The 26,942-nt window shown below is 70.6% G+C and carries 18 protein-coding genes, 1 tRNA gene and 2 pseudogenes; 12 read left to right on the forward strand and 9 right to left on the reverse strand.

The window, feature by feature from the left end:
- The first annotated feature begins 500 nt into the window (after positions 1–500).
- The 5 genes from QFZ71_RS05815 to QFZ71_RS05835 all read left to right on the forward strand — a co-directional run bounded on the left by QFZ71_RS05815 (position 501) and on the right by QFZ71_RS05835 (position 6,143).
- On the forward strand, positions 501–1,736 hold the full coding sequence (locus QFZ71_RS05815; RefSeq protein WP_307667191.1) for a branched-chain amino acid ABC transporter substrate-binding protein: 1,236 nt from the start codon (positions 501–503) through the stop codon (positions 1,734–1,736).
- Between the two features lie 99 nt (positions 1,737–1,835).
- On the forward strand, positions 1,836–2,768 hold the full coding sequence (locus QFZ71_RS05820) for a branched-chain amino acid ABC transporter permease (protein WP_307667192.1): 933 nt from the start codon (positions 1,836–1,838) through the stop codon (positions 2,766–2,768).
- Positions 2,769–2,773: 5 nt separating this feature from the next.
- On the forward strand, positions 2,774–4,558 hold the full coding sequence (locus tag QFZ71_RS05825) for a branched-chain amino acid ABC transporter permease (protein WP_307667193.1): 1,785 nt from the start codon (positions 2,774–2,776) through the stop codon (positions 4,556–4,558).
- Between the two features lie 5 nt (positions 4,559–4,563).
- Positions 4,564–5,430: an ABC transporter ATP-binding protein gene (locus tag QFZ71_RS05830; protein WP_307671346.1), complete on the forward strand. Its 867-nt coding sequence runs from the start codon at positions 4,564–4,566 to the stop codon at positions 5,428–5,430.
- Entirely contained in the window at positions 5,427–6,143 is a 717-nt protein-coding gene (locus QFZ71_RS05835) for an ABC transporter ATP-binding protein (RefSeq protein WP_307667194.1), read from the forward strand. Before QFZ71_RS05830 ends, QFZ71_RS05835 begins: the two co-directional genes overlap by 4 nt.
- Before the next feature lie 73 nt (positions 6,144–6,216).
- Here the strand turns inward: QFZ71_RS05835 and QFZ71_RS05840 are convergent, their stop codons facing one another.
- A complete protein-coding gene (locus QFZ71_RS05840; RefSeq protein ID WP_307667195.1) occupies positions 6,217–6,873 on the reverse strand; it encodes an ANTAR domain-containing response regulator in 657 nt (218 codons plus the stop codon).
- A gap of 94 nt (positions 6,874–6,967) precedes the next feature.
- Between QFZ71_RS05840 and QFZ71_RS05845 the strand changes: the two genes are divergently transcribed.
- Both QFZ71_RS05845 and QFZ71_RS05850 read left to right on the forward strand, forming a co-directional pair.
- Positions 6,968–7,051 (forward strand) — tRNA-Leu (locus QFZ71_RS05845).
- Positions 7,052–7,135: 84 nt separating this feature from the next.
- On the forward strand, positions 7,136–7,924 hold the full coding sequence (locus tag QFZ71_RS05850; RefSeq protein ID WP_307667196.1) for a helix-turn-helix domain-containing protein: 789 nt from the start codon (positions 7,136–7,138) through the stop codon (positions 7,922–7,924).
- A 6-nt stretch (positions 7,925–7,930) separates the two neighbouring features.
- On the opposite strand, the gene pyk is transcribed toward QFZ71_RS05850, so the two are convergent.
- Together pyk and QFZ71_RS05860 are read right to left on the reverse strand one after the other, a co-directional pair.
- Positions 7,931–9,370: a pyruvate kinase gene (gene pyk, locus QFZ71_RS05855; RefSeq protein WP_307667197.1), complete on the reverse strand. Its 1,440-nt coding sequence runs from the start codon at positions 9,368–9,370 to the stop codon at positions 7,931–7,933.
- A gap of 133 nt (positions 9,371–9,503) precedes the next feature.
- Positions 9,504–10,205, reverse strand: a pseudogene (locus tag QFZ71_RS05860) (SIMPL domain-containing protein); the annotation flags it as partial.
- Between the two features lie 138 nt (positions 10,206–10,343).
- Between QFZ71_RS05860 and QFZ71_RS05865 the strand changes: the two are divergent.
- A complete protein-coding gene (locus tag QFZ71_RS05865; RefSeq protein WP_307667199.1) occupies positions 10,344–12,161 on the forward strand; it encodes a bifunctional UDP-sugar hydrolase/5'-nucleotidase in 1,818 nt (605 codons plus the stop codon).
- 80 nt (positions 12,162–12,241) lie between these two features.
- Here QFZ71_RS05865 and QFZ71_RS05870 read toward each other — a convergent pair whose 3' ends face one another.
- From QFZ71_RS05870 to pepN, 3 genes are all read right to left on the reverse strand, one after another.
- Positions 12,242–13,669 (reverse strand): lysine N(6)-hydroxylase/L-ornithine N(5)-oxygenase family protein, encoded by a 1,428-nt coding sequence (locus tag QFZ71_RS05870; RefSeq protein WP_307667200.1) that lies wholly within the window; start codon positions 13,667–13,669, stop codon positions 12,242–12,244.
- Positions 13,666–15,105 carry an aminotransferase class V-fold PLP-dependent enzyme gene (locus QFZ71_RS05875; protein WP_307667201.1) on the reverse strand — a complete coding sequence of 480 codons (1,440 nt, stop codon included), beginning with the start codon at positions 15,103–15,105 and terminating at the stop codon, positions 13,666–13,668. The genes QFZ71_RS05870 and QFZ71_RS05875 overlap by 4 nt, the downstream gene beginning before the upstream one ends.
- Positions 15,106–16,118: 1,013 nt before the next feature.
- Positions 16,119–18,713: an aminopeptidase N gene (pepN, locus tag QFZ71_RS05880; protein ID WP_307667202.1), complete on the reverse strand. Its 2,595-nt coding sequence runs from the start codon at positions 18,711–18,713 to the stop codon at positions 16,119–16,121.
- A 502-nt stretch (positions 18,714–19,215) separates the two neighbouring features.
- Here pepN and QFZ71_RS05885 point away from each other — a divergent pair.
- Positions 19,216–20,106: pseudogene (locus QFZ71_RS05885) on the forward strand (MHYT domain-containing protein); the annotation flags it as partial.
- Between the two features lie 297 nt (positions 20,107–20,403).
- Here the strand turns inward: QFZ71_RS05885 and QFZ71_RS05890 are convergent.
- Positions 20,404–20,730, reverse strand: coding sequence for a chorismate mutase (locus tag QFZ71_RS05890; RefSeq protein WP_307667203.1), 327 nt, complete (start codon positions 20,728–20,730; stop codon positions 20,404–20,406).
- A 25-nt stretch (positions 20,731–20,755) separates the two neighbouring features.
- Positions 20,756–21,634 carry an AraC family transcriptional regulator gene (locus QFZ71_RS05895; protein ID WP_307667204.1) on the reverse strand — a complete coding sequence of 293 codons (879 nt, stop codon included), beginning with the start codon at positions 21,632–21,634 and terminating at the stop codon, positions 20,756–20,758.
- A gap of 168 nt (positions 21,635–21,802) precedes the next feature.
- Between QFZ71_RS05895 and QFZ71_RS05900 the strand changes: the two genes are divergently transcribed.
- Entirely contained in the window at positions 21,803–23,674 is a 1,872-nt protein-coding gene (locus QFZ71_RS05900) for a beta-galactosidase family protein (RefSeq protein ID WP_307667205.1), read from the forward strand.
- Between the two features lie 182 nt (positions 23,675–23,856).
- On the opposite strand, the gene QFZ71_RS05905 is transcribed toward QFZ71_RS05900, so the two are convergent.
- Positions 23,857–24,624 carry a trypsin-like serine protease gene (locus QFZ71_RS05905; protein ID WP_307667206.1) on the reverse strand — a complete coding sequence of 256 codons (768 nt, stop codon included), beginning with the start codon at positions 24,622–24,624 and terminating at the stop codon, positions 23,857–23,859.
- Positions 24,625–25,186: 562 nt separating this feature from the next.
- Between QFZ71_RS05905 and QFZ71_RS05910 the strand changes: the two genes are divergently transcribed.
- The gene (locus QFZ71_RS05910; RefSeq protein ID WP_373465082.1) at positions 25,187–26,104 is read left to right on the forward strand and encodes a hypothetical protein; all 918 of its coding nucleotides are present in this window, start codon (positions 25,187–25,189) and stop codon (positions 26,102–26,104) included.
- A gap of 38 nt (positions 26,105–26,142) precedes the next feature.
- Positions 26,143–26,934 carry an ankyrin repeat domain-containing protein gene (locus QFZ71_RS05915; RefSeq protein ID WP_307667208.1) on the forward strand — a complete coding sequence of 264 codons (792 nt, stop codon included), beginning with the start codon at positions 26,143–26,145 and terminating at the stop codon, positions 26,932–26,934.
- The last annotated feature ends 8 nt before the right edge of the window (positions 26,935–26,942 follow it).

Here is a 26,942-nt window from a genome sequence, read left to right on the forward strand (position 1 = left end):
CACACGGTCAACACCCTTGACGGCACAGCCCGTTCCATGACCTGCTGCAACAGCGACACCGCCCCGGCGGCACGGCACACACACCCCACACAGGTAACACTGCGTAACAACTGTGCCGTACACGAAACACCCCCGCCCCCACCCCCGCACCCCCCGCCACCCCCTCCCCGGCCCACACGCGCCCCGACCCGCGCGACAGCACCAAGATCACCCCAAGCCCCTTAGCAGAGCTGCGCGTTCTCACCATGTGGTCCCCTCGCAGTCCAGGCGAAACCGGCACATGTCCTCACAGGAAGCTCAAGCCTTGCTCAAGGGCATAACAAGAGAGTCACATCCGCCGCCGACCCATCCCGATGACCCCCGGCTGCGCTTAGAGTCACGGCCAGTCACCGCGCCGCCGGGCGCGTCTGCTGCACGGCCCTGTACCAACCCAGTACGGCCCGGCGAAGATCACGGCACCTCATGCCCGAGGAGCGCCGCGCCAGGGAAAGGACCCTCTCGTGCGACACCGTTCTTTGCACATACTCACCGCAGTGCTCACCACCGGAGCACTGACGCTCACCGCCTGCGGGTCGCGCGACGAAGGCAGCAAGGACAACGGAGACAGCGGTGGCAAGACCACCGTCGTCATCGGCGTCGACGCGCCCCTCACCGGCTCCCTCTCCGCACTCGGCCAGGGAATCAAGAACTCCGTGGACCTCGCGGCCAAGACCGCGAACAAGAACAACGAAGTCCCCGGCATCGAGTTCAAGATCGAAGCCCTCGACGACCAGGCCGTCCCCGCCTCCGGACAGGCCAACGCCACCAAGCTCGTCGGCAACACCGACGTCCTCGGCGCCGTCGGCCCCCTCAACTCCGGCGTCGCCCAGTCCATGCAGGGAGTCTTCGAGAAGGCCGACCTCGCCCAGGTCTCCCCGGCCAACACCAACCCCGCGCTCAGCCAGGGCGACAACTGGGGCAAGGGCGACATCAAGCGCCCCTTCAAGACCTACTTCCGCACCTGCGCCACCGACGTCGTCCAGGGCAAGTTCGCCGCCCAGTACCTCTACAACGACGCCAAGAAGAAGAAGGTCTACGTCGTCGACGACAAGCAGACCTACGGCGCCGGCCTCGCCGCCATCTTCTCCGCCGAATTCGAACGCCTCGGCGGCAAGGTCGTCGGCACCGACCACGTCACGGTCAAGGAGACCGACTTCTCCAGCACCGCCGACAAGGTCAAGAGCTCCGGCGCCGACTCCGTCTACTACGGCGGCCAGTACCCCGAGGGCGGCCTCCTCTCCGACCAGATCAAGAAGACCGGCGCCAAGATCCCCACCATGGGCGGCGACGGCATCTACGACCCCGCCTTCATCAGCGCCTCCGGCGAAGCCAACGACGGCGACTACGCCACCTCCATCGGCTACCCCGTCGAGGCCCTCCCGACCGCCAAGAAGTTCATCGAGGACTACAAGGCCGGCGGCTACAAGGACCCCTACGCAGCCTACGGCGGCTACTCCTACGACGCCGGATGGGCCATCATCCAGGCCGTCAAGGCCGTCGTCGCCGACAACGACGGCAAGCTCCCCGAAGACGCCCGCGCCAAGGTCACCGAAGCCATGGCCAAGGTCTCCTTCGACGGCGTGACCGGCAAGGTCTCCTTCGACGAGAACGGCGACACCACCAACAAGCAGCTCACCGTCTACCAGGTCCAGAAGGGCGCCTGGAAGGACGTCAAGAGCGCCACGTTCGAAGACTGACCCCCGCACAGCCCCGCCCCACCTGACCCCATCCGCGCGAGGGCGCAAACAGCGCCCTCGCGCGGAGTCATATCCGACAAGCTCATCGGAGGCCCTGCGGTGCACGAACTGCCGCAACAGCTGGCCAACGGCCTTGCCCTGGGCGCCCTCTATGGCCTCATAGCCATCGGGTACACCATGGTCTACGGCATCGTCCAGCTCATCAACTTCGCCCACGGCGAGATCTTCATGATCGGGGGCTTCGGCGCCCTCACCACCTACATCATGCTCCCCAGCGGGACGACCCTCCTGCTCGCCATCCCGCTCATGATCATCGGTGGTGCCATCGCCTCCGTCGCCGTGGCCACCGCCGCGGAACGGTTCGCCTACCGGCCCCTGCGCGGCGCCCCCCGCCTCGCCCCGCTCATCACCGCGATCGGCCTCTCGATCGTGCTCCAACAGCTCATCTGGGGCTTCTACCCCGACGCGAAGAAGCCCCGCAGCTTCCCCGAGTTCCAAGGCGAATCCTTCAAGCTGCTCGACAACCTCTACCTCCAGCGCGCCGACGCCTTCGTCCTCGTCCTCGCCCCGCTCTGCATGCTCGCCCTCGGCCTCTTCGTCGCCAAGAGCCGCAGCGGCCGCGCCATGCAGGCCACCGCCCAGGACCCCGACACAGCCAAACTCATGGGCATCAACACCGACCGCATCATCGTGATGGCCTTCGCCATCGGCGCCGCCTTCGCCGCCGTCGCCTCGGTCGCCTACGGCCTCGACAAGGGCCAGATCAACTTCGAGATGGGCTTCATCCTCGGACTCAAGGCCTTCACCGCCGCCGTCCTCGGCGGCATCGGCAACATCTACGGCGCCATGGTCGGCGGCGTCGTCCTCGGCCTCGCCGAAGCCCTCTCCATCGCCTACATCGAAGAGATCCCCGGCATGCAGCAGCTCGGCGGCGGCGCCTGGGCCAACGTCTGGGCCTTCGTCCTCCTCATCGTCGTCCTCCTCGTCAGGCCACAAGGCCTACTCGGCGAGCGCGTCACGGATCGGGCGTGATACCGATGACCACCCAGACCCACGAGACGACGCCCCTCCTCGCCATCCCCACGGCGGCAGCCCGCGCGGCCACCACCATCGGAGCCGCCCTCACCCTCGGCTCCACCTTCCTCGCCTGGACCTGGACCGCCAAATTCCCCGGCGACCTCACCGTCACCGGCTACCCCGGCGGCCTCCAGGTCCTCACCCTCGTCGGAGCCGCCCTCACCCTGCTCTTCGCCCTCTCCGGCTACGGCATCAAGGGCCTCGGCTGGCTCACCCCCGGCGGCACCAACAGCCCCGTCCGACTCGCCGCACTCGGCGTCCTCGGCACCACAGGCTTCACCGTCGGCGCCATCTCCGTCGAACTCGGCGGAGTCGTCAACCTCGAACCCGGCGCCTGGCTCGCCCTCACCGGCGCGATCATCACCGTCGCCGCGTCCCTCGGCCTCCCGCACGACCAACCCATCACCGACACCGCCCGGCCCAACACCCTCGACCGATTCCTCAACAGCCTCCGCGCCCCAGCGCCCGGACGCCCCAAGGAACTCCCCTCCTGGGCCGAAATCCTCATCATCGTCGCCGCCTTCGGCATCGGTCTCTTCGTCGTCACCTACGGCATCGACACCGAATACCCCGAACTCTTCACCGGCTACATGATCATCACCGCCTTCGCCGTGGCCGCACTCTTCAAGGCCGGCCTCATGGCCCGCCTCTCCGCGCTCACCACGAAGTACCGCTCCATCGCCGTCGCCGCGGCCTTCGTCGCCGCAGCCGTCTTCCCGTTCACCCAGACCACCGACCAGTACACCCTCATCGCGGTCAACATCCTCATCTTCGCGACCGTGGCACTGGGCCTGAACATCGTCGTCGGCCTCGCCGGACTCCTCGACCTCGGATACGTCGCCTTCCTCGGCGTCGGCGCCTACACCGCCGCCCTCGTCTCCGGCACCAGCGCATCCGCCTTCGGCGTCCAGTTCCCCTTCTGGGCCTCCGTCCTCACCGGCGCCGTCGTCTCCCTCATCTTCGGCGTCGTCATCGGAGCACCCACCCTCCGCCTCCGCGGCGACTACCTCGCCATCGTCACCCTCGGCTTCGGCGAAATCTTCCGCATCGCCGTCGGCAACCTCGACGGCGTCTCCGGACCACGCGTCACCAACGGCCCCAACGGCGTACCGAACATCCCCGACCTCAACTTCTTCGGATACGACTTCGGCGAATCCCACACCGTCCTGGGCTTCGAACTCGGCGCCTACGCCAACTACTACATGCTCATGCTGCTCGCGATGATCCTCGTGGTCCTCGTCTTCAGCCGAGCCGGCAGCTCCCGCATCGGCCGCGCCTGGGTCGCCATCCGCGAGGACGAGACCGCCGCCACCGCCATGGGCATCAACGGCTTCCGCGTCAAACTCATCGCCTTCGCCCTCGGCGCCACCCTCGCCGGCATCGCCGGCACCGTACAGGCCCACGTCCAGAGCACCGTCGTCCCCGAGATGTACGTCTTCGCCGGACCCGTACCGCCCAACTCCGCCTTCCTCCTCGCCGCCGTCATCCTCGGCGGCATGGGAACCATCAGCGGACCCCTCATCGGCGCGGCACTCCTCTACATGATCCCGGCCAAGCTCCAGTTCCTCTCGGACTACCAACTCCTCGGCTTCGGCCTGGCCCTCATCCTCCTCATGCGCTTCCGCCCCGAAGGCCTCATCGCCAACCGCCGGGCCAAGCTGGAGTACCACGACACCGGCCAGCTCGACGTACCCGACGAAAAACTGGCCGGCACCACCCCCGGCACCACGAAGGCGGGGGCGTGACCACCATGACCACCACGACCGAAACCGCCACCACGGTGCTCGACGCGAGCGGCGTCACCATGCGCTTCGGCGGACTCACCGCCGTACGCAACGTCGACCTCACCGTCACAGCAGGCGAGATCGTCGGGCTCATCGGCCCCAACGGCGCCGGCAAGACCACCTTCTTCAACTGCCTCACCGGCCTCTACGTCCCCACCGAGGGCAAGGTCAGCTACAAGGGCACCGTCCTGCCGCCCAAGCCCCACCTCGTCACCCAGGCAGGCATCGCCCGCACCTTCCAGAACATCCGGCTCTTCGCCAACATGACCGTCCTGGAGAACGTCCTCGTCGGACGCCACACCCGCACCAAGGAGGGCCTCTGGTCCGCCCTCCTGCGCGGCCCCGGCTTCAAGAAGGCCGAAGCCGCCTCCCACGCACGCGCCATGGAACTCCTGGAGTTCATCGGCCTCCAGGACAAGGCCGACCACCTCGCGCGCAACCTCCCCTACGGAGACCAGCGCAAGCTGGAGATCGCCCGCGCACTCGCCAGCGACCCCGGCCTCCTCCTCCTGGACGAGCCCACCGCCGGCATGAACCCCCAGGAAACCCGCGTCACCGAAGAGCTCATCTTCGCCATCCGGGACATGGGCATCGCCGTCCTCGTCATCGAGCACGACATGCGCTTCATCTTCAACCTCTGCGACCGCGTCGCCTGCCTCGTCCAGGGCGAAAAGCTCGTCGAGGGCTCCCCCGGCGAGGTCCAGGCCGACGAACGCGTCGTCGCCGCCTACCTCGGCACCCCCTTCGAAGGCGCCCCCGGCGCCGACGAACTCGCCGAGGTCGAAGCAGCCGAGGCGCACAGCACCACCCGCACGGAAGGGGAAACCCAGTGACCGCCCTGCTCGAGGTCGAAGACCTCCGCGTCGCCTACGGCAAGATCGAAGCCGTCAAGGGCATCTCCTTCTCCGTCGAGGCCGGCCAGGTCGTCACCCTCATCGGCACCAACGGCGCGGGCAAGACCACCACCCTGCGCACCCTCTCCGGGCTCCTCAAGCCCTCCGGCGGACGCATCACCTTCGACGGGAAACCCCTCGGCAACGTCCCCGCGCACAAGATCGTCGCGCTCGGACTCGCCCACTCCCCCGAAGGCCGCCACATCTTCCCCCGCCTCACCATCGCGGAGAACCTCCAGCTCGGAGCCTTCCTCCGCACGGACAAAGCAGGCATCGAGAAGGACGTCCAGCGCGCCTACGACCTCTTCCCCATCCTCGGGGAACGCCGCAAGCAGGCCGCCGGCACCCTCTCCGGCGGCGAGCAGCAGATGCTCGCCATGGGACGCGCCCTGATGTCCCAGCCCAAACTGCTCATGCTCGACGAGCCCTCCATGGGGCTCTCCCCGATCATGATGCAGAAGATCATGGAGACCATCGTCGAGCTCAAGGCGGCGGGCACCACGATCCTCCTCGTCGAGCAGAACGCCCAGGCCGCCCTGTCCCTCGCGGACCAGGGCCACGTCATGGAGGTCGGCAAGATCGTCCTCTCCGGCGCCGGATCCGACCTGCTCCACGACGAGTCGGTCCGCAAGGCCTACCTCGGCGAGGACTGACACCCTGCCGTACGCGAGAGGCCCGCACCCCGATCGTCCGGGGTGCGGGCCTCTCCGGCTGGTCCGTACGGCGCTACTCGGCCGCCTTCTTCTTCTCCTCGGCGTCCGCGATCAGCGCCTCCGCCAGCTGCTGCATCGACATCCGGCGGTCCATCGACGTCTTCTGGATCCACCGGAACGCGGCCGGCTCGGAGAGCCCGTAATCCGTCTGCAGGATGCTCTTGGCCCGGTCCACCAGCTTCCGGGTCTCCAGCCGCTGCGAAAGGTCCGCGATCTCGCTCTCCAGCGCCTTCAGCTCCGCGAACCGGGAGACGGCCATCTCGATGGCCGGCACCACGTCGCTCTTGCTGAACGGCTTCACCAGGTACGCCATGGCCCCGGCGTCCCGAGCCCGCTCGACCAGCTCGCGCTGCGAGAACGCGGTGAGCATGAGGACCGGGGCGATGGACTCGCCCGCGATCTTCTCGGCGGCGGAGATGCCGTCGAGGACGGGCATCTTCACGTCCAGGATGACCAGGTCCGGCCGGTGCTCACGGGCCAGCTCCACGGCCCGCTGCCCGTCGCCCGCCTCCCCGACGACGGAGTAGCCCTCCTCCTCCAGCATCTCCTTGAGGTCGAGGCGGATGAGCGCCTCGTCCTCGGCGATGACGACGCGGGTCGTCAGCGGCGGGACGTGCGACTGGTCGTCGTCGGCGGCGTCAACGGGCTGGGGCGACTCGGGGGTGGTCACGGGGCTCCTCGGTATGGGGCAGGCGCTGCTGCGAAGCAGCCTACCTATCCGCTGCCGCCTTCTGTCACCAGGTACACTGCTGTTCGGTCACCACGCCGGGTTGGCGCAATTGGTTGACGCGGAGGTCTCAAACACCTCTGTCCGAAAGGACATGTGGGTTCGAATCCCATACCCGGCACAACCTGCAGAGCGGATGTTCACTTTCGCGTGAACATCCGCTTTTTGCTGCTCACAGTCGTCCCTCTCCGCCAAGAGTGGGCGAATGAACGCACACAGCACTGAAGTGCGCCAACAAGCTGTCGCCCTCCTCAGGAGCGGCATCAGGAACGCCGAAGTGGCTCGCCGACTGAGCGTGCCTCGCGGCACCGTCTCGTACTGGCTGCATATGGACCGTTCCCAGCGTGGAGAGTGCCCTGGGGCGCACAACCCGTCGTGCCACCGTTGCGACGGCACCGCATTGGTCGAGCCCGCCTACGCCTACCTGCTCGGGCTCTACCTGGGCGACGGCCACATCAGCCAACATTCGACTCACCGAGCACCCAGCCTGATGATCACACTGGACGATGCCTGGCCAGGCATCCAGAACGAGGCGGGGGCCGCTTTAGGCAAGGTTTTCCCGGAGAACGCCACGTGCCGCGTCCGCCGGACCGGCTGCCACAACATCAAGGTGTACTCGAAGCACCTCGTCTGCTACTTCCCGCAGCACGGTCCGGGCAGGAAGCACGAGCGAGAGATCGTCCTGGAGCCCTGGCAGCAGAGGATCGTCGACAACTGTCCCTGGCAGTTCGTCCGAGGTCTCATCCACTCCGACGGCTGTCGGCTCACCAACTGGACGACTCGCGTGGTCGGTGGTGAACGCAAGCGCTACGAGTATCCCCGCTACTGGTTCACCAACGTCTCCGACGACATCCGCCGCCTCTACACCGACACCCTCGACGCGCTGGGCATCGTCTGGACGCACTGCACCCGCGCGGGGAAGCCCTACAACATCTCCGTAGCCCGACGGGCATCCGTCGCCCTCATGGATGCGCACGTCGGGCCGAAATACTGAGCTGTCCTACTTCGGGCTGTCGTCCTCGCCGATGTGGTGGACGCGGACCAGGTTCGTGGAGCCGGCGACGCCGGGCGGGGAGCCGGCGGTGATGACGACCACGTCGCCCTTCTCGCAGCGGCCGATGCGCAGCAGTTCCTCGTCCACCTGGGCGACCATCGCGTCCGTGGAGTCGACCTTCGGGCCGAGGAAGGTCTCGACGCCCCAGGTGAGGTTGAGCTGGGCGCGGGTGGCCTCGTCGGGGGTGAAGGCGAGGAGCGGGATGGGTGAGCGGTAGCGGGAGAGGCGTTTGACGGTGTCGCCGCTCTGGGTGAAGGCGACGAGGAATTTCGCGCCGAGGAAGTCGCCCATTTCGGCTGCCGCGCGTGCTACCGCGCCGCCTTGGGTGCGGGGTTTGTTGCGTTCGGTGAGGGGTGGGAGGCCCTTGGCGAGGAGGTCTTCCTCGGCGGCTTCGACGATGCGGGACATGGTGCGGACGGTCTCGATGGGGTATTTGCCGACGCTGGTCTCGCCGGAGAGCATGACGGCGTCGGTGCCGTCGATGATGGCGTTGGCGACGTCGGAGGCTTCGGCGCGGGTGGGGCGGGAGTTGTCGATCATCGAGTCGAGCATCTGGGTGGCGACGATGACCGGTTTGGCGTTGCGTTTGGCGAGTTTGATGGCGCGCTTCTGGACGATGGGGACTTGTTCCAGGGGCATTTCGACGCCGAGGTCGCCGCGGGCGACCATGATGCCGTCGAAGGCGGCGACGATGTCGTCGATGTTGTCGACGGCTTGGGGTTTTTCGACTTTGGCGATGACGGGGAGGCGGCGGTCTTCTTCGTCCATGATGCGGTGGACGTCGTCGATGTCGTGTCCGGTGCGGACGAAGCTGAGGGCGATGAGGTCGGCGCCGGTGCGCAGGGCCCAGCGGAGGTCGTCGATGTCTTTGTCGGAGAGGGCGGGGACGGAGACGGCGACGCCGGGGAGGTTGAGGCCCTTGTTGTCGGAGACCATGCCGCCTTCGATGACGGTGGTGTGGACGCGGGGGCCTTCGACGCCGGTGACTTCGAGGGTGACGCGGCCGTCGTCGACGAGGATGCGTTCGCCGGTGGTGACGTCGGCGGCGAGTCCGTCGTAGGTGGTGCCGCAGATGTCGCCGGTGCCTTGGCCGTCGAGGGGTTCGACGGTGATGGTGAAGGTGTCGCCGCGTTCAAGGAGTACGGGGCCTTCGCGGAAGCGTCCGAGGCGGATCTTCGGGCCTTGAAGGTCGGCGAGGATGCCGACGCTGCGGCCGACTTCTTCGGAGGCTTTGCGGACGTGGTCGTAGCGTTCTTGGTGTTCGGCGTAGGTGCCGTGGCTGAGGTTGAAGCGGGCGATGTCCATTCCCGCTTCGACCAGGGCTTTGATCTGGTCGTATGTGTCGGTGGCGGGTCCCAGGGTGCAGACGATTTTCGCTCGGCGCATGGTTCGAGCCTAATCCTTACCTACGGGTAGGTATGTGGCTCGGCGTGACACCTCAACGACCTTTGTATGAAGGGTTATTGACAAGTGTTGAATTGTGCGGCGGGGTGCTCCGATGAGCGTTCATCCGAGGTGCGGGGGGGATGAGGGTGAAGGTGGCTTCGATCTGGGCGTCGACGGTCTGGCGTACGGGTTCGAGGTCGATGGGGGCGGTGTCGGTGGCGGCTTCGGTGCCGGCGGCTCCGAACGGCATGGCGCGGGCTGTGAAGGCGGCGGGGGCCGTGGGGGTGTGGTGGGTGCCGGTGTCGCGGAGTTCGAGGAGGGCGTCGACGCGGGTGTCGAGGGCGTCTGCGTATTCGCGGGCGCGTCGGAGGGCGTCCTGGACTGCTTGGCGGCGGGCGGCGGCGTGGGCGGGTGAGGTGGGGCGCAGGGCCCACCAGGGGCCGTCGATGCGGGTGAGGTCGTGGTCGGCGAGGCGGGTGACGAGTTCGCCGAGGGTGGTGAAGTCGTTGAGGGTGGCGGTGAGTTGGATGGTGCCGTGGTAGGCGCGGATGCGTTCGGCGCGGCCGTGGCGGGTGAGTTCGGGGCGGATGGTGAGCGTGCCGGTTTCGAGTTTTTCGATGGTGTCGCCGTAGGTCTTGATGAGGTCGAGGGTGGTGGTGTTGCGGTGGGTGAGGTCGTCGAGTGTGGTGCGGCGGTCGGTGCCGCGGGCGGTGAGGGTGATGGTGATGTGGGCGATTTCGGGGTCGGTTTCGAGGTGGGCTTCGCCGCGGACGGTGGCGTGGGGGGTGGTGGGGGTTCCGTAGGGGTGGTGGGTGGTTGCGGGGGTGTGGGTCATGTGTTCACTGTGGCATGGGGTGGTGTGTCGTGGTGGGTGTCGGGTGGTCATCGGATCGAAACGTGTGTGGGGTGTTGTGGGGGGTGGCTGGTGGGCCATGATCTACGCGCGTTGCCCTACTGGATGAGGAGTGCAGAGATGCCGTTGGACCGCAGGAACTTTCTGGGCCGTTCGGCCGCCGTCGGTGCGGGTGTGGCGATGGCGGGCGGGGCCGTCGCGGCTCCTTCCGTTGCGGCGGAGGCGAGGCCCGGTCATGGCCATGGGCGTCCGCCGAGGCGGTATTCGTTCACGGTGATGGGGACGACGGACCTGCACGGGAATGTCTTCAACTGGGACTACTTCACGGACAGGGAGTACGACGACTCCGCGCACAACGATGTCGGTCTGGCGAAGATCTCGACGTTGGTGGATGAGGTGCGTCGGGAGAAGGGTCGTGGGAACACGCTGTTGATCGATGCGGGTGACACGATTCAGGGCACGCAGTTGTCGTACTACTACGCGAAGGTTGATCCGATCACGGCGCGGCGTGGTCCGGTGCATCCGATGGCGCGGGCGATGAATGCGATCGGCTATGACGCGGCGGCGCTCGGGAATCATGAGTTCAATTACGGCATTCCGGTGCTGCGGAAGTTCGAGGAGCAGTGTGATTTTCCGCTGCTGGGGGCGAATGCGCTGGATGCGAAGACGTTGCGGCCGGCGTTCGCGCCGTATGTGATCAAGCGGATGCGTACGCCGTGGGGGCGTGATGTGCGGGCGGCGGTGCTGGGGTTGACGAATCCTGGTGTGGCGATCTGGGACAAGGCGAATGTGGGCGGGAGGATGGTTTTCCCGGGTCTGGAGGAGCAGGCGGCGAAGTGGGTGCCGAAGCTGCGGTCGATGGGGGCGGATGTGGTGATCGTGTCGGCGCATTCGGGTTCGTCGGGGACGTCGTCGTGGGGTGATCAGTTGCCGTATGTGGAGAATGCGGCGGCGTTGGTGGCGGAGCAGGTGCCGGGGATCGACGCGATTCTGGTGGGGCACGCGCATGTGGAGATCGCCGAGCATTTCGTGACGAACAGGGAGACCGGGAAGCGGGTGGTGCTCTCGGAGCCGGCGAAGTGGGGGCAGCGGTTGACGTTGTTCGATTTCGATCTGGTGTGGGAGCGGGGCCGCTGGACGGTGGAGAAGGCCGGTTCCCGCGTGCTGAACTCCAACACGGTGCCGGAGGACCCGAAGGTGACGTCGCTGTTGCGGCGGGAGCACCGGAAGGTGGTGGAGTACGTCAACCAGGTGATCGGTACGTCGGTGGTGGCGATGTCGACGGCGGACGCGCCGTGGAAGGACGAGCCGATCATCGATCTGATCAACCAGGTGCAGACGGAGACGGTGAGGGCGGGTCTGGCGGGTGGTGAGTTCGCCGGCCTGCCGGTGCTGTCGCAGGCGTCGTGCTTCTCGCGCAGGGCGGGGATTCCGGCCGGTGATGTGACGATCAAGGATGCGGCGGGGCTGTATCCGTTCGAGAACACGTTGGAGGCGCGGTTGATCACGGGCGCCCAGCTGAAGGATTACCTGGAGTATTCGGCGCGGTATTACGTGCGGACTCCGGCGGGTGGTCCGGTGGACACGGCGAAGCTGACGAACGCGGACGGGATTCCGGACTACAACTATGACGCCGTGTCGGGTGTGACGTACGACGTCGATATCGCTGGGCCGGTGGGTTCGCGGATCGTGGGGTTGTCGTTCGAGGGGAAGGCGATCGATCCGGCGGCGCGGTTCGTGTTGGCGGTGAACAACTACCGGGCGTCGGGGGGCGGGAATTTCCCGCATGTGCCGGGTGCGCGGCAGGTGTGGGCGGATTCGGACGAGATTCGGAACACGATCATCGGGTGGGTGCGGGCGAAGGGGTCGGTGGACCCGGCCGCGTTCGCGTCGGTGGGGTGGCGGTTGACGCGTGAGGGGGCGCCTGTTTTCCCGTAGCTCTGGTTGTCGCACGGTTTGTTGGTTCGGCCCGGGTCTCCTTGGTGGGGGTCCCGGGCCGTTCGTCGTCCGGGGGTCCGCTAGTGGGTCCGGGTCAGGTGGTGGGGGCCTTGTGCCTGGGTGGGGATGGTGGGGGGTTGGGGGGTGAGGCCGAAGGTGGTGAAGGCGGTGCGTTCGGGGAGGGGGTAGGGGTTGGCGCCGGTGAGGTTGTTGAGGATGGTGGCGCTGCGCCAGGCGGCGAGGCCGAGGTCGGGGGCGCCTACTCCGTGGGTGTGGCGTTCGGCGTTCTGTACGTAGACGTGTCCGGTGACGGTGGGGTCGAGGACGAGTCGGTACTGGTCGTCGATGCGGGGGCGGTGGGAGGCGTCGCGGCTGAGGTAGGGGTGGAGGCTGCCGAGGATGGCGTCGAGGGGGCGTTCGCGGTAGCCGGTGGCGAGGATGACGGCGTCGGTGGTGAGGCGGGTGCGGATGCCTTGCTGGGTGTGTTCGAGGTGGAGTTCGACGCGGGTGTCGGCGAGGCGGCCGGCGGTGCGGACGTGGACGCCGGGGGTGAGGGTGGCGTCGGGCCAGCCGCCGTGGAGGGTGCGGCGGTAGAGCTCGTCGTGGATGGCGGCGATGGTGTCGGCGTCGATGCCTTTGTGGAGTTGCCATTGGCGGGGGACGAGTTCGTCGCGGGCGGTTTCGGGGAGGGCGTGGAAGTAGCGGCTGTAGTCGGGGGTGAAGTGTTCGAGGCCGAGTTTGGAGTACTCCATGGGGGCGAATGCCTGGGTGCGGGCGAGCCAGTGGAGGTTTTCGGCGCCTTCGGGTCGGGCGCGGAGGAGGTCGAGGAAGATTTCCGCGCCGGACTGGCCTGAGCCGATGACGGTGATGTGGTCGGCGGTGAGGAGGCGTTCGCGGTGGCGGAGGTAGTCGGCGGAGTGGAGTACGGGGACGCCTTCGGCTTCGGCGAGGGGTTTGAGGGGGTCGGGGACGAAGGGTTCGGTGCCGATGCCGAGGGCGATGTGGCGGGCGTAGGCGCGGCCGAGGGCTTCGGCTTCGCCGTCGCGGTCGATCTGGGTGAAGTCGACTTCGAAGAGGGCGCGGTCGGTGTTCCAGCGGACGGCGTCGACCTGGTGGCCGAAGTGGAGTCCGGGGAGTTGTTCGGTGACCCAGCGGCAGTAGGCGTCGTATTCGGCTCGTTGGATGTGGAAGCGCTCGGCGAAGTAGAAGGGGAAGAGTCGGTCGCGGGTGCGGAGGTAGTTGAGGAAGCTCCAGGGGCTGGTGGGGTCGGCGAGGGTGACGAGGTCGGCGAGGAAGGGGACTTGGAGGCTGGCGCCGTCGAGGAGGAGGCCGGGGTGCCAGTGGAAGGCGGGGCGTTGTTCGTAGAAGGTCGCGGCGAGGGGGCGGCGGGTGCCGGGGGCGGCGGGGATGGCGTGGGCGAGGGCGGCGAGGGAGAGGTTGAAGGGGCCGATGCCGATGCCGACGAGGTCGTGTGGCTGGTCGGGTTCGGGGGTGGGCCGGTCGGTCATCGCGGGGTGTCGCTTTCCGTGGGTTGGGGTGCGCCGGTGGTGGCGGTGGGGTGGGTGAGGAGTTCGCGGGTGGTGTGGGTGATGAGGTCGATGAGGGTTTGGAGGTTCTGGGGGGTGGTGTGGGGGTTGAGGAGGGTGGCTTTGAGCCAGAGGCGGTCTGCGGTGTGGGCGCGGCCGAGGACGGCGTGGCCGCGGTCGAGGAGGGTGCGGCGGATGGTGGCGACGGTGTGGTCGTCGGCTCCGGTGGGGCGGAAGAGGACGGTGCTGATGGTGGGGCGGGCGTAGAGGTCGAGGCCGGGGGTGGTGGTGATGAGGTCGGCGAGGTGGTGGGCGGTGGTGATGGTGCGGTCGATGAGGTCGGCGAGTCCGTCGCGGCCGAGGGCGTGGAGGGTGACGGCGATCTTGAGGGCGTCGGGGCGTCGGGTGGTGCGCAGGGAGCGGCCGAGGAGGTCGGGGAGGCCGGCTTCGGTGTCGTCGTCGGCGTTGAGGTAGGGGGCGTGGTGGTGGAGGGGGGTGAGGTGGTGGTGGTCGGGTACGGCGAGGAGTCCGGCGGAGGCGGGTTGCCAGCCGAGTTTGTGGAGGTCGAGGGTGACGCTGTGGGCGCGGTGGAGGCCGTGGAGGAGGGGGCGGTGGGTGGGGCTGAGGAGGAGGGGGCCTCCGTAGGCGGCGTCGATGTGGAGTTCGGCGCCGTGGGCGGTGCAGAGGTCGGCGATGGTGTCGAGGGGGTCGATGGCGCCGGTGTCGGTGGTGCCGGCGGTGGCGACGACGAGGTGGGGGCGGTGGTGTTCGGTGAGGGCGGTGGCGAGGGCGGTGGGGTCGAGGGTGCCGTGGGGGGTGGGGATGGCGATGGGTGTGGGGAGGCCGAGGAGCCAGGCGGCGCGGGCGATGCTGTGGTGGGCGTTGGTGCCGCAGATGGTCTGGACGGGGCCGTGGCGTTCGCGGGCGAGGAGGAGGGCGAGTTGGTTGGCTTCGGTGCCGCCGGTGGTGATGACGGCGTCGGGTGAGGGGGTGTGGGGGTAGATCTCGGCGGCGAGGGCGGCGGTGAGGTCGGCTTCGAGGGTGGAGGCGGCGGGGGCCTGGTCCCAGGAGTCCATGGAGGGGTTGAGGGCGCTGGCGGCGAGGTCGGCGGCGGCTGCCAGGGCGAGGGGCGGGGTGTGGAGGTGGGCGGTGCAGTGGGGGTGCGCGGGGTCGGCGGCGCCTGCCGCGAGTGCGGTGACGAGGGTGGCGAGGGCGTGGTGGGGGCCGGTGCCGTGGTCGGGGATGAGGGGGTGGGCCGCGGCGCGGGTGCGGAGGGCGACGGTTTCGGGTCCGCCGGCGGGGAGGGGTCCGTCGCGGAGGGTGGCGCCGTCGTGGAGGGCGGTGAGGACGGTGTCGAGGAGGGGGCGCAGGGCGGCGGGGCCCGTGGTGCCTCCGGCGAGGGGCGGGATGGTGGGCATGGGCGGAACGGTCCTTCACGTGCGGGCGGGGTGGACATGCCAGCTGCTCCCGGTTTCGGGTGGTGCGGCCGAAGAGCCCAACGATCAGGACCCGAATGGGGCACTGGTGGGCGGTGTGACCTGATCGGGGTGGGTTGGGGTGGTATCGGCGTGCGATTGCTGGACGGGTGTACGGGTGCGGCTCGGTGGGGCCCGGAGTTGGCGGGCGCGGGGCCGGGGCGCGAGCTCGGTGGGGCCGGGAACCAGCGGGCGCGGACCGGTGTGACCTGGGTGGGGCGCGGGATCGGGCGGGCGCGGGGCCGGGGTCGGCGTGAGGGCGGGCGTGGGGCCGGGGGCACGGGACCAGCGGGTACGGGGCCGACACGCACCGGGCCGGAGGGGGTACGGGGCCATCGCGTGCGGGGCCGGCACGCAGGGGACCGGCGCGCGTGGGATGGCAGGGTGGTCCGGGACCACCGGACCACCGGACCAGCAGGATCGGCAGCCAAAGGGCCGGCAGGCGCGGGGCCGGTCTCGGGGAGGGCCGCCGGAGTGGGGGCCGAGGCCGCTGGTCACGCGCAGCAGGCGGCGGTGTCGCGGCGCGCGGGTCTCGTGACGGCGCGGCGGGGGCTCGGCCGTCCCCTGCCCATGGGCCGGTCCGGGGGCGGAGCCGCTGCGGGGGCGCGGACGATCCTCACCGGGGGTGTCGGCGGGCCACGCGGAGCCGCTGGCCGATCTGCGGGTGACAGGCGGTGCGGCGGACGACGGCCGGGGCGATGCGCCGGAGGGCGGGGGCGGTGCGGGCGGCACCTCCGCGTACCGCTCAGGACGTCGAGGGCGGGGGCGGTGCGGGCGGCCGGCGCGTCCGCGTACCTCCGGGTGCACCGGCACCCGGGCCCCGTGTACGTGCCCGGCCGCGGGTGCGCTCCCCCGGCTGCCGTGTTCTCCTGCCGCCTGCGCTCTCCTGACCGTCCGCGTGGACACGGCCGCGGGGCGGGGGCCGGTCTCCCCGTCCCGCGGCCGTGTGCGGCGGGTCAGCCGTTCGTGGCGGCGGCCGTCCGTACGGCGAGGGCGCGGCGGAGGTCGTCGAGCTGGTCGACGAGCTTGCGGCGCAGGGCGGGGATCAGGTCGGGGTCCTCCAGGGCGCGGATGCCGGTGGCGAGGCTTTCGGCGTCGATGGCGTAGGCGGGGAAGGCGTAGCGTCCGGCGGCCTCGGCGATGGCCGGGCCCCGGCGGGCTGCCAGCGCGATCGCGTCCGGGTAGAAGCGGGGCACGTACGCGGCGAGCAGGTCCTCCTGGCCGGGCTGCCAGAAGCCCTGGGCGGTGGCGGTGAAGAGGTAGTTGGAGAGGGTGTCGTCGGTGAACAGGGCGTCCCAGGCCGCGGCCTTGGCCTCGGGGGTGGGCAGGGCGGCGCGGCAGCGGGCGGCGCCTTCGCGGCCGGAGGCGCTGGGGTCGGCTTCGAGGGCGGCGGCGATGGCCTTCTCGTCGGTGGCGCCGAGGGCGGCGAGCCGGGTGAGGATGCGCCAGCGCAGTTCGGGGTCGAGCTCGGGTCCGCCGTGGACGGTGCCTTCGTCGAGCCAGTTGCGCAGGGTGTCGGGCTGGGTGGCGGCGTCGATGAAGTGGCGTACGGCGATGAGGCGCAGGCCCGGCTGGGAGCCGTCCTCGGTGCGGCGGATGAGGTCGCGGCAGAGGTCGGCGAGGGTGGCGAGGGCGGCGGGGCGGTTCTCGGGGGCGATGTAGCGGTCGGCGATCTGTCCGGCGGCGAAGGTGAGGACGCCCTGGACGAGGGCGAGGTCGCTCTCGTACGGGAGGTGGGTGCGGGCGGTCGCGAGGTAGGTGGCGGGGTCCAGGTCCCCGTCGCGGACCATGTCGCGGGCGGTGTTCCACAGGACGGCACGGGTGAGGGCGTCGGGGATGCCGGAGAGGCCGGCGAGGACGGTGTCCCAGGAGGCGGTGTCCAGGCGGATCTTGGCGTAAGTGAGGTCGCCGTCGTTGAGGACGACGAGGGCGGGGCGGTGGCCGGGGCGGACCGTGGGCGTGCCGTCGCCGGGTACGTCGATCTCGAAGCGGTCGCGCAGGGCGAGGTGGCCGGGGCCCGCCTGGGTGTTCAGGGCGTGGTCGTAGGCGCCGACGGTGATGCGGTGGGGGCGGGAGCCGTCGCGGGTGACGGTGAGGGTCCAGGACTGGCCGGCGTTGTTCGGGGCGGGGGTGGCGGGCTCGGCGGATTCGAGGGCTCCGACCTCGGCGGTGAGGGTGTCGATGCCGGTGGTGCGCAGCCACTGTTCGGCCCAGGCGTGGACGTCGCGGTCGGTGGCGGAGGCCAGGTTGTCGATGAAGTCGGCGAGGGTGGCGTTGGCGAACTTGTGGCGGGCGAAGTGGGCGTTGATGCCGGCCAGGAAGTCCTTCTCGCCGAGCCAGGCGACGAGTTGGCGCAGGGCGGAGGCGCCCTTGGCGTAGCTGATGCCGTCGAAGTTGAGGAGGGCGGAGGCGGTGTCGGGCACGGCGTCCGGGTCGGGGGCGACGGGGTGGGTGGAGGGGCGCTGGTCGGCGTCGTAGCCCCAGCCCTTGCGGGCGACGCCGAAGTCGACCCAGGTGTCGGGGAACGGGGCCTCGCCCGCGCGGGCGGAGTTGACGGCTCGGGGGAGGGTGGCCTCGGTGAGGGTCTGGTAGCCCATGTACTCGGCGAAGGACTCGTTGAGCCAGATGTCGTCCCACCAGGTCAACGTGACGAGGTCGCCGAACCACATGTGGGCCATCTCGTGGGCGATGACCATGGCGCGGGTCTGGCGTTCGGTGTCGGTGACGGCGGAGCGGTAGACGAACTCGTCGCGGAAGGTGACGAGTCCGGGGTTCTCCATGGCGCCCGCGTTGAACTCGGGGACGAAGGCCTGGTCGTAGGAGTCGAACGGGTAGGGCTCGTCGAACTTCTCGTGGTAGCGGTCGTAGCAGGCGCGGGTGATGTCGAGGATCTCGTCGGCGTCGGCGTCCAGGTGGGGGGCGAGGGAGCGGCGGCAGTGGATGCCGAAGGGCAGTCCGGCGTGTTCGGTGGTGATCGAGTGCCAGGGGCCGGCGGCGACGGCGACGAGGTAGGTGGAGATCAGCGGGGTGGGGGCGATGGTCCAGCGCCCTTCCCCGGTGTGTTCGGCGACGCCGTTGCCGAGGACGGTCCAGCCCTCGGGGGCGGTGACGTCGATGGCGAAGACCGACTTGAGGTCGGGCTGGTCGAAGGCGGCGAAGACGCGCTGGACGTCTTCCATGAAGAGCTGGGTGTAGAGGTAGGTCTCGCCGTCGGTGGGGTCGGTGAAGCGGTGCATGCCCTCGCCGGTGCGGGAGTAGTGCATCGCGGCGTCGACGCGCAGTTCGTGGGGGCCGGCGGTGAGGCCGGTGAGGGGGTAGCGGTTGCCGTCGAGGAGGGCGGGGTCGAGCGGCTGTCCGTCGAGGCTGATCGAGCGCAGGGTGGCGGGCTTGACCTCGACGAAGGTGTCTCCGGCCGCCCGGGCGGTGAACCGGATGGCGGTGCGGGAGTCGAAGGTCTCCTCGCCGGTGGTGAGGTCGAGGGCGATCGTGTACCGCTCCACGTCGAGGAACTGGGCTCGGGTCTGCGCTTCGTCGCGCGTCAGTACGGACATGGCCCCATGCTGCCGTACGGGGGACGGAGGGCGCAGCGGGGTTCTCGCAGGGCGGACCCGGTCCGGGGCCTCCGCTGACGGGGCGGATCCGGCGGACGGGAAGTGCCGGCGCGGAGACGGCCCGGAGGAGGAGGTGGGGAGGAGGGAGGCCCGGAGAGGGGGACGGTTCGGGGAGGGGACGGTTCGGAGAGGGGGACGGTTCGGGGAGGGGCGGGCCGGGGGTCCGGGAAGGAAGGTCGGGGAGGAGAAGTCGGGAGAGGTCGTCGTGGCCCGTGCCGGGCGCTTCGCGTACGGAGCGGGCCACCGAAACCAGTGTCTTGATCACATGGCTGGCGGACCCGATTTACCCCTAATCGACCGTCAGATAAGGCGTTTGCTCCCCTTTTGGCCAGATCCGTTTCGATCGGATTTGGTCAGGCGAAAAGTCGACTCTATGGTCACACCGCGTCCCCACCTTCCTTTCTTCCTCCTCATCTTTCTCACGCCAAGGAGCAGCCTGCCCATGCACGGAACCATCGACGGTTTCACCTACGGCGCCGTGACCCCCGTGGTGGCCTACGTGATGGCCTGTCTGGGCAGCGCGCTGGGGCTGCGCTGCACCATCCGCTCCCTGCGCAACGACACCTCGTGGAAGCCCGGCTGGCTCGCGCTCGGCGCGGCCGCCATCGGCTCGGGCATCTGGACGATGCACTTCGTCGCCATGATGGGCTTCCACGTGGCGGAGACGCCGATCTCCTACGACCTCCGGCAGACGGTACTGAGCCTCGTCGTCGCGATCGTGGTGGTCGGGGCGGGCGTCTTCATCGTGGGCTACCGGGGGGCGACCCGTACGGCGCTGTTGGCGGCGGGCCTGACCACCGGGCTCGGGGTCGCGGGCATGCACTACATCGGCATGGCGGGCATGCGGATGAACGGGCGGCTGGAATACAGCACGGTGGCCGTCACGCTCTCCGTCCTGATCGCGGTCGTCGCCGCGACCGCCGCCCTGTGGGCGGCCGTGTCGGTCAAGGGATTCCTGCCGAGTCTCGGCGCGTCCCTGGTGATGGGCGTCGCCGTCACCGGCATGCACTACACGGGGATGAGCGGCCTCTCGGTGCGGCTGCACCAGTCCCACGGTTCGCAGACGCTCGGCGGTGACTCCGCGGTCTCGATCGTGCTGCCGATGATGGTCGGGCCCCTGGCGTTCCTGCTTCTCGCGGCCGTCGTGGTGATGTTCGACCCGATCCTCGTGCTCGGTGAGGGCGAGTGGGCGGCCCCCGCCGCGCCGGAGGCCCCGCGGAACCCGGACGCCGGGCGGCCCGCAGGCTTCGGGGCCGCGCACGCGGGTCCGCCCCCGTACCACGGAACACCCACGGCCCCCGGAGCGTCCCCGTACCACGGAACACCCACGCCCCCCGGTCCGTCCCCGTACCACGGAACACCCACGCCCCCCGGTCCGTCCCCGTACCACGGAACACCCACGCCCCCCGGTCCGTCCCCGTACCACGGAACACCCACGCCCCCCGGTACGGCGACGCCCCGGCGTACGGTCCCGTACCCGGCGGCGTACGACCGGCTCGACGTCCACGGACCGTCGCAGCCTCAGCCGGCCCAGCCTCAGCCGTCGCCGCACCACCCGTCGTTCTGACGGCTGCTCGGCATCCGCCGCTCCGGCGGCGGGCACGGGGCCGGGAGGGGCTTCCGCGCCGTCTCAGGCTCCGGCGCCGTTCTCCGTCTCCTCGGCGATGCGCTCGTGGTGGCGGATCACCTCGGCGATGATGAAGTTCAGCAGTTTCTCCGCGAACGCCGGGTCCAGGTTCGCGCTCTGCGCCAGCTGCCGTAGCCGGGCGATCTGGCGGGTCTCGCGCGCGGGGTCGGCGGGCGGCAGCCGGTGGTCCGCCTTGAGGCGGCCGACCTGCTGGGTGGCCTTGAAACGCTCGGCCAGCATGTGGACGACGGCGGCGTCGATGTTGTCGATGCTCTCGCGCAGCCGGCTCAGCTCGGCCTGGACGGAGGCGTCGATCTCGCTCGTACTCATGGTCAGCGAGCTTAGACCGCCGCCGTCAGGTGGCGATCGTCGGCGGATCGTCGGGGTCGGGCACCTGGTCGCTCCAGCCGCCGGGCACGCTGCGGCCCTGCTGCTCGCGGAAGCGGACGGGGGCGGTGCCGACCCGGCGGGCGAAGAGGCGGGAGAAGTAGGCCGGATCGTCGTAGCCGACGCGGCGGGCCACGGCGGCGACCGGGAGGTCGGTGGCGGCGAGGAGTTCCTTGGCCCGGCCCAGCCGGATGCCGAGCAGGTAGTCCTTGGGGCTGCAGCCGGCGCCGCGCCGTACGACGGTGCGCAGTTCGGCGGCCGTCATGCCGTGCCGGGCGGCGTGCTCGGCGACGGTGAGCGGCTGGTAGGCGTCGCGGGCCAGCGCCTGGAGGACCGGGTCGCCGTCCGGGCCGATGCCGGCGCGGGCCCGGCGCAGGGAGACGAGGAGTTCGTGGACGGCGGCCGCGGTCTCCACCTCCAGCAGCGGGTTGCCGCGCCGGGCGGCGCGCACCATGCGTCCCACGGCGGCGCGCGGGGCGGCGGTGTCGGAGAGCGGGACGAGGGGGCGGTCCGGCTCGATGTAGCCGAGTTCGGTGTACGTGGTGGTGGCGGGTCCGGTGAAGTCGACGAAGCTCTCGTCCCAGCCGGCGCCGGGGTCGGCTCCGTAGTGGTGGGGGGTTCCGGGGGTCAGCCAGATGAGGCTGGGGCCGGTGACCGGGGTGCGGCGGCCGTCGGGGCCCTTGAACCATCCGGTGCCGGAGTGGACGATCACGGCGACGTGGTGGTCGAGGGTGCGGGGGCCGACGGTGGGCAGCGCCCCGTGCTGGAGGCCGACGCCGAGGCAGACGAGCCCCAGGCGGTGGTGGAGCGGGCTCGGGGTGAAGAAGCGCATCCAGGTGTGGTACATCGCGGTCCTTCCCTCCCGGGTGGCTCCTCGTGCCCGGACCGGCGGGTCCGTTGCGTCCAATCAACAGCGATCTTTGTCCATGGACCCGGTGCGCGCCAGAGGTGACAGTGGTCGGACCACTCGACCCGAGGGCCGCGGCGCGGCCGAGCACAGGAGCGTACGAGCACCATGACCGACTTCACCGTGGGCGACGACTGCTTCCGGTTCGACGGGAGGCCCGTGCGGCTGCTGTCGGGCGCCCTGCACTACTTCCGGGTGCACGAGGAGCAGTGGGATCACCGGCTTGCGATGCTCGCCGCGATGGGGCTGAACTGCGTCGAGACGTACGTCCCGTGGAATCTGCACGAGCGCCGGGAGGGCGAGGTCCGGGACGTGGAGGCGCTCGGCCGGTTCCTGGACGCGGTGGAGCGGGCGGGGCTGTGGGCGATCGTGCGGCCGGGCCCGTACATCTGCGCCGAGTGGGAGAACGGGGGCCTGCCGGTGTGGGTGACGGGCCGGTTCGGGCGGCGGGTGCGGACGCGGGACGCCGAGTACCGGGCGGTGGTGGAGCGGTGGTTCCGCGCGCTGCTGCCGCAGGTGGTGCGACGGGAGGCGTCCCGTGGCGGCCCGGTGATCCTCGTCCAGGCGGAGAACGAGTACGGCAGTTACGGCAGCGACGCCGTGTATCTGGAGTGGCTTGCGGGGCTGCTGCGGCAGTGCGGGGTGACGGTTCCCCTGTTCACGTCGGACGGTCCGGAGGACCACATGCTGACCGGCGGTTCGGTGCCGGGGCTGCTCGCGACGGCCAACTTCGGTTCGGGGGCGCGGGAGGGCTTCGAGGTGCTGCGCCGGCATCAGCCGAAGGGCCCGTCGATGTGCATGGAGTTCTGGTGCGGCTGGTTCGACCACTGGGGGGCCGAGCCGGTGCGACGGGACGCGGAGGAGGCGGCCGGGGCGCTGCGGGAGATCCTGGAGTGCGGGGCGTCGGTGAACGTCTACATGGCGCACGGCGGGACGAACTTCGCGGGCTGGGCCGGGGCGAACCGGTCCGGTCCGGTGCAGGACGGGGTGTTCCAGCCGACGGTGACGTCGTACGACTACGACGCGCCGGTGGACGAGTACGGGCGGGCGACGGAGAAGTTCCGGCTGTTCCGGAAGGTTCTCCAGGAGTACGCCGAGGGCCCGTTGCCCGCGCTGCCGCCGGAGCCGGTCGGGCTCGCCGGGGCGGTGCGGCGGGTGGAGCTGGCGGAGTGGGCCGGGCTCGGGGACGTACTGGAGGCGCTGGGCGACCCGGAGACGGAGTCGGGGGTGCCGCCGACCTTCGAGGAGTTGGGTGTGGACCGGGGCCTGGTGCGCTACCGGGTCGCGGTGCCGGGGCCGCGGCAGCCGTATCCGCTGGGGGTGTCGGGGCTGCGGGACCGGGCGGTGGTCTCCGTGGACGGGGTCCGGGCCGGGGTGCTGACCGAGGAGTCCGGGACGCTGCCGGAGCCGGTGGCGGGTCCGGCGGAGGTCGAGCTGTGGGTGGAGTCGCTGGGCCGGGTCAACTACGGTCCGCGCCTGGGGGAGCCGAAGGGCGTCACGGGCGGGGTGCTGCACGAGCGGCAGTATCTGCACGGGGTACGCGCGCGGGGGCTGCGGCTGGACGCGTTCGAGGGGGCGGACGCGGTGGCGGCGGTGCCGTTCGCGCCGGTGGCGTCGGCCGCCGGGGCGGGCGACGCGGGGCGGACGGGCCTGTTCCGGGGGACGTTCACGGTGGAGGGCGCGGCGGGTGACGCGGCGGTGGCTTCGGGGGCCTCGCGTGCTTCGGGTGCGGCGGTCCTCGATCACGCGGGGCTCGAACTGCCGGGCTGGACGCGGGGGTTCGTCTGGGTGAACGGCTTCTGCCTGGGTCGCTACTGGTCGGTGGGCCCGCAGCGGACCCTGTATGTGCCGGGCCCGGTGCTCCGGGCGGGTGTCAACGAGGTGTGGGTGCTGGAGCTGGAGGACGCGGGCGAGCCGCGGGTGGAGCTGGGTCCGGGGGCGCCCGTGATCTCGGACGCCCCCGGCGTGGTGCGGAGTTGATCGGCCCTCGGCCGTCATCCGGTCACCGGGCTCACGTCCGGTGACCGGCCCCACGTCCGGTGACCGGGTGGTCGGGGCCGGGCGGGCGGGCCTCGTCGGAGCCGGGCGGCCGCCCCCTGCACGGGTGGGAGCCGGGCGGGCCGACTCGCGTTCGCCGGAGCGAGCCGGCCGCCCGGCGTGGGTCAGAGCGAGTCGGCCGCGGCGGCGATGTCGGCCGCGAAGTGCGAGACCTCGGTGTAGACGCCGGGGTAGTTCGGACGGGCGCAGCCCTGGCCCCAGCTGACGATGCCGACCTGGATCCACTCGTCGGAGTCGTCCTTGCGGAACATCGGGCCGCCCGAGTCGCCCTGGCAGCTGTCGACGCCGCCGGTGTCGAGGAGGCCGGCGCACAGCTCCTCAGCGGGGACGAGGTTGCTGTAGGCGCTCCGGCAGTCGGCGTCGGAGACGAACGGGACCTCGGCCTTCAGCAGGTGGCGCTGCTGGCTGCCGCCCTCGCGGTCGGCGCCCCAGCCCGCGACGGTGAACGTGCCCTCGTCGTAGGTGTCGTCGGTGGCGATCTTCAGCGTGGGCCGGTCGATGGGCTGGGCGAGCTTGATCAGCGCCCAGTCCTTGCCGGTGCCGTTGTAGCCGGGGGCCTGGAGGACCTTGGTGGACCGGACCTGGACGGCGTCGGGCGACTCCAGGTCGGCGACACCGCCGGTGACGGTGATCGAGGTGTCGTCGCCCGATCCGTCCAGGCAGTGGGCGGCGGTCAGGACGATGTCCTGGGTGTAGAGGGCGCCGCCGCAGCCCATGGAGAGCCGGACCATGAAGGGGAACTCGCCCTGTTCGGCACGCTCTCCGCCGACGATCGGCTGGGGGGCCGCGGACGCGGGCTGGAGGCTGACGGACGCGAGGGCGACGGCGGCTACGGCGACGGAGCACCTTTTCAGCACGCTCAGAAGCTTCACGGATGCCTTCTTTCGTGGGGGGTTTCGTGTGGGGGGTCGCTGTGGGGGGTTGGCGTGCCGTGTCGCCGTGCAGGAGTCCCCGTACGGATCAGTGGGTGGGGACGCCCGCACGGCGGCGCCGCACGGCGTACGAGCGCTGCGCGCAGGAGCGGGAGTTCGACACGTGCGTGCGTGCTGGAGTGCTGTGGGTCGCGTGGTCCGGCACGCGTGTCCCGGCCGGATGACGACCTCCCGCACCGCGGCACAGAAGGTCATGCACCTGACAAGGACACTCCGATTATCGGTGCCGCGTGACCGCTGCCACAAGGCGCACTTTCCAGCCACACTCTTTCAGCCAGGCATCCGGCTGCACGGACGACCGCGCGCCTCGACCCGCCCAACGCCTCTCCGGGCCCGCTCCCCCACCGTGCGGAACCGCCCCGGCCCGCCCGCCGCACGGCCCCTGCGCGGGACCCCATCGCGCCGCACACGACCCCATCGCGCGCCCTCTTCGCACGGCTGCGGCATACAGTGGGGACCCGTCGGCACCAGGGTGCCGGCGTCACGGAGTCGACCGTCGCAGATGGGGGGTTCCGACGTGGCGAACCGCCCTCCGGGCGCACCCGTCGTCCATGGCTTTCCGCACCTGGACACGGTCCGCTCCGCCGTCACCGCGCTCTACCGACGGCTCTCCGCGGACGGCGTCCACGCCTACGCCACCAGCCTCGCACCCGCCGACGCGGCCTTCGCGGACCACGAGGACCTGCATCTGGGGGCCCAGCGGGTGGCGCGCTCCCTGGTCCAGCACCTCCGTCTGCCCGATGCCCGCGTGATCGTCGGCTTCCGGGCGATGGAACACGCGGCGAGCGTGGAACTCACCGCGGGGCCCGAGTACTTCATCGAGCTGAACGACCGCTTCCGCACCCACCGCCGGGACATCGGGGCGGCGCTCGCGCACGAGGTCACCCATGTGCTGCTGCACCGGCTCGGCCTGGAGTTCCCCGGCACCCGCGCCAACGAGATCCTGACCGACACGGTGACGGCCTACCTCGGAGCCGGCTGGCTCCTGCTGGACGCGTTCCGGGAGGACGCCGTCTCCCGCCAGAAACTCGGCTACCTGACCCCGGAGGAGTTCGGATACGTCCTGGCCAAGCGGGCGTTCGCGTTCGGCGAGGACCCCTCGCCCTGGTTCACCAGCCCCCGGGCGTACACCGCGTACACCCGGGGGCGGGAGCGGGCGCTGCGCGATCTGCGCCGGCCGCCGCTGACCGCCGCGGGCTGGGCCGGCCGCCGCCGCTACGCCAAGGACCGGCGGTACGCGCAGGAGCACCCCGGCGCCGTACCCGACCCGAGTGTTCCGTACGCCTTCGACAACGGTGTCCAGGGGCTGCGGGTCTCCTTCCCGTGCCCCACCTGCCACCAGCGCATCCGGGTCCCGGTCCGGGGCCGGTTCAGCGCGCGGTGCGGGCTGTGCCGTACACGCCTGGAGTGCGACACCTGAGCAGGAGTGTTGTCGGCGGTCCCCCTTAGGGTCGAAGCATGACGAACGAGCCGATCAGGGACGAACCAAGCCTGTTCGACGCGCTGTACGAGGATGAGAACGCGGTCGTACGGGCGTTGCGCGCGGGCGCTTCCGCCGAATCGAGCGACGAGGAGGGCACGACCGCGCTCTATCTGGCCTCGGTCCAGGACCGCCCCGAGGCGGTACGGCTGCTGCTCGCGGCGGGGGCCGACCCCGACCGGGCGAGCGGCCCCGAGGCGGGCGATCTTCCGCTGTGCGGGGCGGCGTGCGGCGGGCACACCGAGGTGGTGGACGCGTTGCTGTCCGCCGGGGCGCGGCCGGATCTGCGCGAGCAGTTCGGCTTCACGGCGCTGCGGTGGGCGGTCGGTCTGGGGCACGCTCCCACGGTCGAGGCGCTCCTCGCCGGGGGCGCGGACCCGCTGCTGCCGGGCCCGCAGGGCGAGGCGATGCTGGTGCTGGGCGCGCGGCGGGGGTCCGTGCGCACGGTGAAGGCGCTGCTCGCGCACGGCGCGGGGGCCGAGGGGCAGGAGGCCGTGGTCGTCCTGGCGTCGGCCGAGGCGCGGCGCATCGCCGCGCTCGACGCGGAGCGGGAGTTGCGGCAGCGGCTGGAGGAGGGCTACGGCTCCGGCATCGAGACGGTGACCCGGCGGGAACGGCGCGACGGTGAGGAGACGATCGCCGTGGAGCTGCTCCGCGACGGGGTGCCGACGGCCGGCGTGGACCAGCACACGGGGCACGGTGAGATCGCGGCGCTGCTGGAGGGGTGGGAGGCTCGGGGGCCGAGCGAGGAGGCTCGGGGCGCCGCATGAGGAGGCTC

Origin of the sequence: Streptomyces sp. V2I9 (assembly GCF_030817475.1) — a bacterium.
Taxonomy (GTDB): domain Bacteria; phylum Actinomycetota; class Actinomycetes; order Streptomycetales; family Streptomycetaceae; genus Streptomyces.

Excerpts from the sequence above, each read along its gene's own strand:
- QFZ71_RS05825 (WP_307667193.1), top strand. The coding sequence starts at position 2,774 with ATGACCACCCAGACCCACGAGACGACGCCCCTCCTCGCCATCCCCACG.
- QFZ71_RS05830 (WP_307671346.1), top strand. The coding sequence starts at position 4,564 with ATGACCACCACGACCGAAACCGCCACCACGGTGCTCGACGCGAGCGGC.
- QFZ71_RS05850 (WP_307667196.1), top strand. The coding sequence starts at position 7,136 with ATGAACGCACACAGCACTGAAGTGCGCCAACAAGCTGTCGCCCTCCTC.
- pyk (WP_307667197.1), bottom strand. The coding sequence starts at position 9,370 with ATGCGCCGAGCGAAAATCGTCTGCACCCTGGGACCCGCCACCGACACA.
- QFZ71_RS05865 (WP_307667199.1), top strand. The coding sequence starts at position 10,344 with ATGCCGTTGGACCGCAGGAACTTTCTGGGCCGTTCGGCCGCCGTCGGT.
- QFZ71_RS05870 (WP_307667200.1), bottom strand. The coding sequence starts at position 13,669 with ATGACCGACCGGCCCACCCCCGAACCCGACCAGCCACACGACCTCGTC.
- QFZ71_RS05875 (WP_307667201.1), bottom strand. The coding sequence starts at position 15,105 with ATGCCCACCATCCCGCCCCTCGCCGGAGGCACCACGGGCCCCGCCGCC.
- pepN (WP_307667202.1), bottom strand. The coding sequence starts at position 18,713 with ATGTCCGTACTGACGCGCGACGAAGCGCAGACCCGAGCCCAGTTCCTC.
- QFZ71_RS05890 (WP_307667203.1), bottom strand. The coding sequence starts at position 20,730 with ATGAGTACGAGCGAGATCGACGCCTCCGTCCAGGCCGAGCTGAGCCGG.
- QFZ71_RS05895 (WP_307667204.1), bottom strand. The coding sequence starts at position 21,634 with ATGTACCACACCTGGATGCGCTTCTTCACCCCGAGCCCGCTCCACCAC.
- QFZ71_RS05900 (WP_307667205.1), top strand. The coding sequence starts at position 21,803 with ATGACCGACTTCACCGTGGGCGACGACTGCTTCCGGTTCGACGGGAGG.
- QFZ71_RS05910 (WP_373465082.1), top strand. The coding sequence starts at position 25,187 with ATGGGGGGTTCCGACGTGGCGAACCGCCCTCCGGGCGCACCCGTCGTC.
- QFZ71_RS05915 (WP_307667208.1), top strand. The coding sequence starts at position 26,143 with ATGACGAACGAGCCGATCAGGGACGAACCAAGCCTGTTCGACGCGCTG.